9 protein-coding genes are annotated in these 10,191 nt (G+C 41.7%); 2 read left to right on the top strand and 7 right to left on the bottom strand.

Annotated elements, in window-relative coordinates; all coding sequences use genetic code 11:
• Positions 1-212 precede the first annotated feature (212 nt).
• Complete coding sequence (locus ACN6OV_RS11110) at positions 213-1,520, top strand: OprD family outer membrane porin (RefSeq protein WP_427952944.1); 1,308 nt, start codon at positions 213-215, stop codon at positions 1,518-1,520.
• Between the two features lie 104 nt (positions 1,521-1,624).
• Here ACN6OV_RS11110 and ppa read toward each other — a convergent pair whose 3' ends face one another.
• Both ppa and ACN6OV_RS11120 read right to left on the bottom strand, forming a co-directional pair.
• The gene (gene ppa, locus ACN6OV_RS11115) at positions 1,625-2,161 is read right to left on the bottom strand and encodes an inorganic diphosphatase (protein WP_427952946.1); all 537 of its coding nucleotides are present in this window, start codon (positions 2,159-2,161) and stop codon (positions 1,625-1,627) included.
• Positions 2,162-2,277: 116 nt separating this feature from the next.
• Positions 2,278-2,676, bottom strand: a complete 399-nt coding sequence (locus tag ACN6OV_RS11120; RefSeq protein ID WP_427952948.1) for an MAPEG family protein — start codon at positions 2,674-2,676, stop codon at positions 2,278-2,280.
• Between the two features lie 109 nt (positions 2,677-2,785).
• On the opposite strand from ACN6OV_RS11120, the gene ACN6OV_RS11125 reads away from it, so the two are divergent.
• The gene (locus ACN6OV_RS11125; protein WP_427952950.1) at positions 2,786-3,178 is read left to right on the top strand and encodes a hypothetical protein; all 393 of its coding nucleotides are present in this window, start codon (positions 2,786-2,788) and stop codon (positions 3,176-3,178) included.
• Between the two features lie 78 nt (positions 3,179-3,256).
• Here ACN6OV_RS11125 and ACN6OV_RS11130 read toward each other — a convergent pair whose 3' ends face one another.
• From ACN6OV_RS11130 to ACN6OV_RS11150, 5 genes are all read right to left on the bottom strand, one after another.
• Positions 3,257-4,936 (bottom strand): long-chain-fatty-acid--CoA ligase, encoded by a 1,680-nt coding sequence (locus tag ACN6OV_RS11130; RefSeq protein ID WP_427952952.1) that lies wholly within the window; start codon positions 4,934-4,936, stop codon positions 3,257-3,259.
• 148 nt (positions 4,937-5,084) lie between these two features.
• Positions 5,085-7,304, bottom strand: a complete 2,220-nt coding sequence (gene parC / locus ACN6OV_RS11135; protein WP_427952954.1) for a DNA topoisomerase IV subunit A — start codon at positions 7,302-7,304, stop codon at positions 5,085-5,087.
• 163 nt (positions 7,305-7,467) lie between these two features.
• A complete protein-coding gene (gene niaP, locus ACN6OV_RS11140) occupies positions 7,468-8,787 on the bottom strand; it encodes a niacin transporter NiaP (protein ID WP_427952956.1) in 1,320 nt (439 codons plus the stop codon).
• Positions 8,788-8,934: 147 nt separating this feature from the next.
• Complete coding sequence (locus ACN6OV_RS11145) at positions 8,935-9,579, bottom strand: trimeric intracellular cation channel family protein (RefSeq protein WP_427952958.1); 645 nt, start codon at positions 9,577-9,579, stop codon at positions 8,935-8,937.
• A gap of 59 nt (positions 9,580-9,638) precedes the next feature.
• Positions 9,639-10,106 carry a YchJ family protein gene (locus ACN6OV_RS11150; RefSeq protein WP_427952960.1) on the bottom strand — a complete coding sequence of 156 codons (468 nt, stop codon included), beginning with the start codon at positions 10,104-10,106 and terminating at the stop codon, positions 9,639-9,641.
• Positions 10,107-10,191: the final 85 nt, after the last annotated feature.

Here is a 10,191-nt window from a genome sequence, read left to right on the forward strand (position 1 = left end):
TTCCATGTCGTATGGCTTACGCCAGTCGCTTATATCCTCGTGCTGAACCACGAGGTTTTACGCTCCAAGTGATAAAACCACCATTCACATACCGTTGATCAAAAATGGCCATAACTTTAGTGTAATAAGCCCATTAAAATTGATATTTTTTTTAAGAAAAAATATACAATTGCACTACATATTTACCTAATTTTGCATGAGGCTCTCTCCCAATGCTTAAAGCTCAACAACTGACACTTGCAGTCTTAGTAAACGCTGCACTTATTTCTACTGCTTTTGCTAGCGAACAAAGTGAAGCGCAAGGCTTTGTGGAAGATGCCGAAGGTTCTGTACTGTTCCGTACCGGCTTTTTACATCGTGATAAGAAAGATGGTTTATCAGACTCTAGCTCTGCAGCACAAGCTGCAATGTTTAAACTTGATTCTGGTTTTACCAAAGGTGTAGTGGGTTTTGGTGCTGGTATTATTGGTGATGCATCTTTCAAACTAGGTGAAAATAAACATACTGGCAATCAAATGATTCCAACCCACAACGATGGTTCTGCATATGATCATTGGGCGCGTGGTGGTGCGTATGTCAAAGCACGTGTTTCAAACACAACAGCAACTTACGGTACTCAAGTATCAGAGCTTCCAGTTCTTGCAAGCAACACAGCACGTCTAGTTCCTGAATACTACACAGGTCTCTATGTTGAAAGTAACGAAATTAAAGATTTAACTTTAGTTGGCGGTAAATTTACTAAAAACCAATGGTCAAACGATATTAACTCAGATGGTCAAGGTCTTGATAGTGCCATCTTCTGGGGTGCGAAATACAAATTCAATGATCAAGTAAATGCTTCATACTATGGTGTAGATGTAGAAGATAAATTAGAACGTCACTATGCTAATGTGAATTATAATTTCGCTGTAGCAAACGATGCAAATGTAACTTTAGATGCTGTTGGCTACAATACTGAATGGGAAGCAGACGCAGCAACTGGATCTCATACTACTGATAACCTTTCAGATCGTAAAAATACTATTTGGGGTGTTTCAGCAACTTATAATAAAGATGTTCATAATGTAATGTTATCTTATCAAGATAATGCAGGTAATACGGGTTATGACTATGCATATAATGCTGACGGTTTACAAAGTATTTATGTACCTAACTCCTATTTGTCTGATTTCAATGGTAATGATGAAAAATCTGTAGGTTTACAGTACAACTACAACTTTAAAAATCATGGTTTAGCTGGTTTAAACTGGACCACAGCCTTTGTTTACGGTTGGGATATCGATGTTGCAGAACGTAATAACCGAACTCAAATTATTGATCAAGCTGAAGAGCATGAGTTCTTTAACCAAATTAAATACACTGTTCAGTCTGGTCCAATGAAAGACACTAGCTTACGCTTACGTCATTCGTACTTACGTGCAAGTAGCTCTTACAATAATCAAACTGTAAATAACAGTGAAGGTATCGGCTCTACCAACGAATGGCGTATCTGGTTAGATATTCCTGTGAAATTATTTTAATTCCACAGCTATTCTAAGATAGCGAAAAAAAACCTGCACACTGTGCAGGTTTTTTTATGAACTGAGGCTTTAAAGCAAAAGCTTCAGCCTACTTTCAAACAAAATTATTTGTTTGCTTCTTGATAAGCCGCAATTGAGCTAAGCACTTCTTGTTTCGCAACATCAGCACCCTCCCAACCACTTAGTTTTACCCATTTTCCAGGCTCTAAGTCTTTGTAGTGTTGGAAGAAATGTTCAATTTGGTTGATCAACAGCGGTGGAAGATCAGTATATTCTTGAATATCTTTATAAATTGGCGTCAATTTGTCGTGTGGAACTGCAACCAATTTTGCGTCTACACCACCGTCATCTTCCATGTTTAATTTACCAACAGGGCGGCAACGAATTACTGAACCTGGCTCAACTGGATGTGGAGTGACCACAAGTACGTCAAGTGGGTCACCATCCAATGATAATGTATTTGGTACATAACCATAGTTTGCTGGGTAGAACATTGCAGTACCCATGAAACGGTCTACAAATAGTGCATCTGAATCTTTATCAATTTCGTATTTGATTGGTGCTGCGTTTGCAGGAATTTCAATAATGACATAAATGTCGTTTGGTGCGTCTTTACCTGCTGGGATATTGCTGTAGCTCATAGCATCACTCTTTAAACAAAGTTAAATCTTTTTAAACCGGCATAATTATAACGGTTTTACAGATTTTTTGTGATTTTACATTGGCTGCTGATCATTTAATCAAGCCAGTAGCCCGATTAGCTGAGCTTAATCACCAAGAGTAATAAGCAAATAGGACACAGCATTGAAAGTGTCCAGATAATGGAACGCAGTGTTGCCCAATTGGCCAAGTAACACATACCATAAATCACACGTAGAACCAGATAAGCAATCCCGAAGGTCATAATAAATTGCTGCTGAATCACCATATATTCCGCCATTAAAATGGCTGCAATAAATAAGGGCAAACTTTCAAAACTATTTTGCTGAACTGCATTGGCACGACTTGCCAGTCCCGTCGAGCGCGCCAAAACCTCACGTGGATTTTGATTATCACTCAATTTAAAACCAGCTGCTTTCTTCGCAATAAAAGTAAAAGCATAAGGCAATAAACAAGCGCCTAAAATGAGATAAATGATCCCACTGATGCTTTGCATGTGTTTTTTCTCAGGAAGCTTTTTATAGCGGCTATAATAGCATGGTGTTTCGTGAATAAATTTTGTTAAATATAGTGTTTTTGAATCGACAGATGAAAGGATCTCCCCTATGAGCAGTTCTGATCAAGACAAATTGTTTGAGGTACTTGCCGAGCAGAAGCAACATCAGCTTCGGGTTGATCGAGCCTTAAAAATTGTCATTCCGGTAACCGCATTTTTACTTTGTGTGATCTGCGCCAATATGAATGTCTGGTCCACCGTATTTAGTTTTGTGATGATGTGGGTTGCCTTTTATGCGGTTTCAATTAAACAGCTCCCTCTCTGGCATTGGGTCATTGTGATCGCAATCTATTGTTTAATTGATAATATTTTAAGCTATGGTGCTTTCAATCAGTCTGGTTTTAGTCGTCAGTTTGGTGCTATGTTTATTTTCTTAGGGGTCTTTGGTGTCGGCCGTCGTTACTTTGACCGTTGGTCAATGAGCAAAGGGACAAAAATCTAAGCTCAACAATCAATATTGTATCTTCAAATTGAATTGATAAAAAAAGCGCCCGAAGGCGCTTTCTTTTTACAACTAAAACTAAGCTGTTTTACGTAAATCTTTACGTAGAATTTTACCTACATTAGATTTTGGTAGTTCATCCATAAATTCAACATAACGTGGGCGTTTGTAGCCGGTTAAGTTTTCTTTTGCGAATGCCAATACTTCCTCAGTGGTTAAAGACGGATCTTTTTTCACCACAAACAATTTTGGCACTTCACCTGATTTTTCATCTGGTACACCAATCGCAGCCACTTCCAGCACTTTTGGATGTTTGGCAACGACTTCTTCAATTTCAGAAGGATAAACGTTAAAACCAGACACAAGGATCATATCTTTTTTACGATCGACAATTTTCACATAACCGCGCGGATCCATCACACCGATGTCACCGGTACGGAAGAAACCATCGGCAGTCATCACTTTAGCTGTTTCATCTGGACGGTTCCAATAGCCCTTCATCACTTGCGGACCACGGATCGAGATCTCACCCTGTTCGCCTTGTGCAACTTGATTGCCATCATCATCTAGGATTGCAACATCAGTTAAAGGTAAAGGAATACCAATCGTACCGCTGAATTCCATCGATGCTGGTGGGTTCGCTGTTGCAACCGGTGAAGTTTCTGATAAACCATAGCCTTCGATGATGTTCGTGCCAGTAACTTTCTTCCATGCTTCAGCAGTAGAAGGTAGAACTGCCATACCACCACCCATCGCCATCTTTAGCTTACTGTGGTCGAGTTGTTTAAACTCTTCATTGTTGACTAATGCATTAAACAAGGTGTTCACTGCTGGGAAGAACGTTGGTTGGTATTTGCGCAATTCTTTCATCACCGCAGGAAGATCACGCGGGTTCGGAATCAAAACGTTTGCCTGACCTTTGTACATGCCATACAGCGCACACACCATGAATGCAAAGATATGATAAAGCGGTAAAGCACAAAAAATACGGTCATCAGGTTGACCATCTTGCTGACCAAATTTACTTTGGAAAATACCATCACACTGCAACATGTTAGCCACAAGGTTACGATGCGTCAGTTCTGCACCTTTAGATACACCTGTGGTACCGCCCGTGTATTGCAATACGGCTGTATCACTTAGAGTTAAGTTTGGACGTTTGTAGTTGCTTGCACTTACTTTAGACATTGCAGCATTAAAGCGGATATGACCCGGGATATTCCAAGCCGGAATTTGCTTACGTACAGAACGTAAAACAAAGTTCACCAATGTCCCTTTTAAAGCGCCGAGCATGTCACCCACAGATGCCACAATCACGTGTTTTACGGGTGTTTTACCAATAATCGCTTGATAAACAGAAGCAAAGTTTTCAATGATGACCAATGCTTCAGTACCTGAGTCATTCAATTGATGCTCAAGTTCACGTGAAGTATAAAGTGGATTCACATTCACCAATACTAGACCGGCACGGAATACACCTAATGCTACAACAGGATATTGAAGAACGTTTGGCATCATCACTGCAACGCGTGAGCCTTTTGCCAGGCCAAGGCTTTGTAAATAGGTTGCAAATTTACGACTTGCTTCGTCAAGCTCTCTAAATGTCAGGACTTTATCCATAAAGATAAAGGCTTCACGAGAGCCAAACTTTTGAAAGTTACGTTCAAAAATATCAATTAATGACGTATTTTCTGCGGGTAATTCTACAGTTTCTGGAATCCCTGTTTTTTGGTATTCAGCTAACCAAATTTTTTCCATAACGCCCAATTCTCCTGTCTTAATCCTTCATAATTCAACTGTTTTTTTCAATATTAAGCGGTCATTATTTAACTTGTTTATGCTCAATATTGCATCCATTTCACGAATAACAGCATATATAACGTATTTCGTTGCATGGATGCTAGTATTATCTTTGAATGAGCAGTTTATTTGCTTTCTGATATCCACGTGGTAACAACACCCCTTTAGAAGCACGTTTACCTACATATTTTTGCAGATCATCCCTTTTGAGCTTTAATTGTTGATTACCTGCAAGCACTTGAATTATTTCATCTAAATTTAAAGTTGTCATGGATACAATTTGATCTTTAGACTCAAGTTGTATCAATTTATTACCTTTACCTTTATTCAGTACCGGTAATTCATCCAATTCAATCAACAATAAACGTCCTGCTGAACTGAGTAGTGCAAGATGCGTCGCACTTTCAATCGCAGATACCTCCATCACCGAAGCACCTTCAGACAAACTTAAGAATGCCTTCCCAGCTTTGGCATTGGTGTCTAAGTTTTTCGCTTGGGTTTTAAAGCCATAACCTTTGCTGCTCATGGCCAAGATTTCAGTATCATCTTCGGCAATAAACACTTGTTTAAAGCCGACACCGCTGGCTGGTGATAGTTTTGAACTTAACGGTTCACCAAAACCACGCGCCGACGGCAAGGTATTAATCCCAAGCGCATAGCTACGACCAGAGTCATCTAGAACATACACGCGCTGATTCGACTTGCCTTGGGCATGGCTTAGGTATTGATCGCCAGCACGGAAGCTTAAGTTTTCCGCATCCACCTCATGACCTTTGGCAGAACGAATCCAACCTGCTTCTGATAACACTACAGTGACAGGATCAGCCGGCAACATATCTTGTTCATTAATGGCCTGCGCATCCGCACGTTTTACAATCGGTGAACGACGGTCATCCCCGAATTTTTTCGCATCTTCTTTGAGTTCATTGATGATCAAGGCTTTTAACGATTCAGGATTGGCCAATTGCTCACGAATAATCGCAGCGCGTGCTTCAAGTTCATCCTGTTCACGGCGCATTTCCATTTCTTCAAGCTTAGCCAAATGACGTAACTTGAGTTCTAAAATGGCTTCGGCCTGAATTTCATCAATATTGAAATGTGACATCAACACTGGTTTCGGTTGATCTTCTTCACGAATAATTCGAATCACTTCATCAATATTCAGATAAGCAATAATCAAACCTGTAAGGATATGCAGACGTTTTTCAATTTTATTTAAATGGTAAGTTAAACGACGAGTCACCGTATTTTTACGGATTTCGATCCATTCCAATAAAATACGGCGTATCGATTTCACTTGTGGACGGCCATCTGCACCAATCATATTCATGTTGACACGATAGCTGGATTCTAAATCGGTCGTAGCAAATAAGTGGCTCATCACCGATTCAGCATCAATGCGATTTGAACGCAGCACAATCACCAAACGGGTTGGATTTTTATGATCTGATTCATCGCGCAAGTCACTGACCAAAGGGAGTTTCTTAGCCTGCATCTGATCGGCAATTTGAGTAATGACTTTGGAGCCTGAAACTTGATACGGCAATTCCGTAATCACGATTTCATTTTTCTCAATGCTATAAACCGCACGAGTACGGTAACTGCCGCGACCGGTAGTTTGAATTTTCAGTAATTCTTCAGGCGCAGTAATAATTTCTGCACGCGTCGGTAAGTCTGGTGCAGGAATATATTCCGCGACTTTTTCATCGGTCAGATTAGGGTTACGGATTAAGGCAATCGTGCCTTTGACCACTTCGCGCAAGTTATGTGGCGGAATGTCAGTTGCCATCCCGACTGCAATGCCTGTAGTTCCGTTTAATAGAATATTCGGTACACGTGCAGGTAAATTGACCGGCTCTTTCATCGAACCATCAAAGTTATCCTGCCAATCACACGTGCCTTGACCCAGTTCAGACAATAATAAATCACTATAGGCTGACAATTTGGCTTCGGTATAACGCATCGCTGCGAAAGATTTCGGATCATCCGGTGAACCCCAGTTGCCCTGACCTTCAATAAAAGGATAGCGGTAACTAAAAGGCTGTGCCATCAAGACCATAGCTTCATAACAGGCAGAGTCACCATGCGGATGGTATTTGCCCAGTACATCACCTACCGTACGTGCAGATTTTTTTGGCTTACCCGTGGGTTTTAACCCCAACTCGCTCATCGCATAGACAATACGACGCTGAACGGGTTTTAGACCATCACTAATATGAGGCAATGCACGATCCATAATCACGTACATGGCATAATTGAGATAAGCTTGTTCGGTAAATTCTGCTACGGAACGGTTTTCTGTCGCATGATGCGCAAGGCTTGTCATAAAAACCTATAATCCTAATGTGTGCGTTCTTTCTTAAGTTCTTATGCTATGTCGCAGGTGCGTCCTATACAAGGGGCTCAAATCACACACTGCGACAATTTGTGTCTTATGGCGTAAAAATATCCATTTTATTCGCCACGATCAACTAAAAAATCACCAGTCCTTACAGACCAATCGATTCCAGCGTTTTGCCTTTGGTTTCCTCACCGAGCACCAAAATCACCACCGCAACTGCAATCAACACCGCAGTAAACATCATGAAGACATAACTAAAGCCATGCTCCATGTCCATCATGTGGGTTACCGCAAAGGGTGCAGCAATGCCACCGATACGGCCGATTGCCCCTGCCCAACCTGAACCAAAAGCACGGATATTGGCTGGATATTGCTCTGGGGTGTAAGTGTAAAGTACGCCCCAAGCACCCAAATTGAAGAAGGACATCAGACAGCCCCAAATCACAATTTGGGTCACGCTGTCAGATTGACCAAAGAAGTACGCAGACACTGCACACATACCAATAAAACCAGCCAGAGTTGCTTTACGACCGAGTTTTTCCACCAACCATGCCGCCGCAAGATAACCTGGCAATTGCGCCAAAATCATCACCAATACATATTCAAAGGACTGTACGATGGTATAGCCTTCTTTGACCAATAAACTTGGTAGCCATGTGAAGATACCATAGTAAGAAAACACAATCCCGAACCAAATCAGCCACAGCATCAAAGTACGGCGTGCAAAAACACCTGACCAAAGCTGAGAAAAACTGATGTTATGTTTTTCAGCCACAGGTTTGACTTCAAAGATTTCCAGTACTTCCACACCACATTTGGCTTCAATTTTTTTCACCAAAGCATGTGCTTCATCCACGCGGCCACGATTAATTAAATACGGTACGGATTCAGGTACCATTTTCCAAATCACAATGGCATATAGTGCAGGAATCCCACCAATCAAGAATGCAGCCTGCCAACCAAAATCTGGAATAATAAAACGTGACACCAACGCAGCAACCAGCCAACCCAAGCCCCAAAAACTTTCTAAAAGGACAATAAAGCGGCCACGGACATGCGCTGGAATATATTCACTAACCAAGGTCACGGCTACAGGCAATTGCCCGCCCAAACCTAAACCGACAATAAAGCGAAATACCAACAGCCACGTTAAATTCGGTGCAAAGGCACATGCCGCCGTGGCCAAGCTATAAACGACCAAAGTCATGGCAAACACGGTTTTACGGCCAAAGCGATCTGCCAGGCCACCAGAACAGACTGCACCAATCGCCATCCCCACAAAACCAATTGACACCACCCAACTCTTATCGTTCGGCGTCATGGCCCAGTCTTCGGCCATTTTGGCCAAGATAAAGGAAATTAATCCGGTATCCATGGCATCAAACATCCAGCCGAGGCCAATCACCCAAAGGAGTGTGTAATGAAACTTACCGATAGGTAAGCGCTGTATACGTGAGACTAAGTCCATAATGAGATCTCTGAACTGGTGAAAGGATGGATACTGCTTTCCCAACAGGATTTATGATTCTGTGCTGTTTTTAAATGCATCGTATAAAAAGATCGTACATGGCGTTGGTCTTGATGGTCGATAACGCTTTGCTAAACACTTTAAGAATTAAGAGATATCTTTAGACGATACCGACTGTTCATCATCATCTTTATAAATAAATTTAGGCATTTCTAAGCCAAAGTAAATCGCAATCAGACGTAAGGTAAAACCAAAAATAAGCGTAGCAATAACAGTCAGTTCCAATGACATGCCAATTTCAGAACAGACCCAATAACAAATCACCGAAACAAAAGAAATACTGGCATACAGTTCGCGGCGGAACACCAAAGGTACATCGTTACACAGGATGTCGCGTAAAATTCCGCCAGATACTCCCGTCAGTACCCCTGCCACGGCAGAGACCACAAAACCGTGCCCCATTTCCAAGGCAATTTGACAGCCAATAATGGTAAAACCAATCAGGCCTAAAGCATCAAGAATAAGGAAGATATTACGTAGATGACGCATCCATTTTGCGATTAAAATCGTCACAAACGCAGCAATGCAAGTCAAAATAAGATATTCAGGATGTTTGACCCACGTCAGTGGATAGTGCCCAAGCAGCACATCACGCACTGAACCACCGCCAAGCGCGGTGACGCAAGCAATTAGGGTGACCCCAAACCAGTCCATACTCCGCCGACCCGCAGACAATGCACCTGTCATTGCTTCTGCCGTGATTGCGATAATATAAATAATGGTCAGTAACATCGCCCTTCTTCCGCTGAGGGTTAAGATGCGCGTTATTCTAAGCTAAATCTGCTCAAATGTTATAAAAATTGCGCGCAACATTGTTTGAATTTTCGCCCAGAACCACAAATACACGGCTGCTTCATGGTGATTTTTAAATCTGTGGTCGGATCAAGAAAATACCAACGCTGCTCCAGTTTGACGAAATGTGAAATTTCATGATGTAGCTGTGCCTGTGTTCCATCATGGTAATATGCTTTAAACTCCACCTGCGCATGAGTTTTATCTAATTTCTCCTGTGCTTGAATCACTTCCAGTTTCAGCCATTGGTTGGATTCACTCCACTCACGAATGGCACTGACATCAAGGGCTGATTGTTGGCCAATCGCGGTGGTCTGAACAATATAATCAATCTCATGTACGGCAAATGCGCTATAACGGGAACGCATTAATTGTGCGGCACTTTCTGCATGCACTTGGCCTAGATGTAAAGGTTGGCAACATGTACTGTAGCTACCCTGTCCACAGGGGCATTGAATTTCTAACATGAATTTTCCTTGACATCCTCACCTCCCTTAAACGGAGGTGATTCCTACAGCTAGACGCTTATGCCCAAGCGCAAGAATGTTCATG

Origin of the sequence: Acinetobacter sp. (genome assembly GCF_050285345.1) — a bacterium.
GTDB lineage: Bacteria > Pseudomonadota > Gammaproteobacteria > Pseudomonadales > Moraxellaceae > Acinetobacter.

Bases quoted from the DNA above. Each gene is read 5' to 3' on its own strand.
- ACN6OV_RS11110 (WP_427952944.1), top strand. From the start codon at position 213: ATGCTTAAAGCTCAACAACTGACACTTGCAGTCTTAGTAAACGCTGCA.
- ppa (WP_427952946.1), bottom strand. From the start codon at position 2,161: ATGAGCTACAGCAATATCCCAGCAGGTAAAGACGCACCAAACGACATT.
- ACN6OV_RS11120 (WP_427952948.1), bottom strand. From the start codon at position 2,676: ATGCAAAGCATCAGTGGGATCATTTATCTCATTTTAGGCGCTTGTTTA.
- ACN6OV_RS11125 (WP_427952950.1), top strand. From the start codon at position 2,786: ATGAGCAGTTCTGATCAAGACAAATTGTTTGAGGTACTTGCCGAGCAG.
- ACN6OV_RS11130 (WP_427952952.1), bottom strand. From the start codon at position 4,936: ATGGAAAAAATTTGGTTAGCTGAATACCAAAAAACAGGGATTCCAGAA.
- parC (WP_427952954.1), bottom strand. From the start codon at position 7,304: ATGACAAGCCTTGCGCATCATGCGACAGAAAACCGTTCCGTAGCAGAA.
- niaP (WP_427952956.1), bottom strand. From the start codon at position 8,787: ATGGACTTAGTCTCACGTATACAGCGCTTACCTATCGGTAAGTTTCAT.
- ACN6OV_RS11145 (WP_427952958.1), bottom strand. From the start codon at position 9,579: ATGTTACTGACCATTATTTATATTATCGCAATCACGGCAGAAGCAATG.
- ACN6OV_RS11150 (WP_427952960.1), bottom strand. From the start codon at position 10,106: ATGTTAGAAATTCAATGCCCCTGTGGACAGGGTAGCTACAGTACATGT.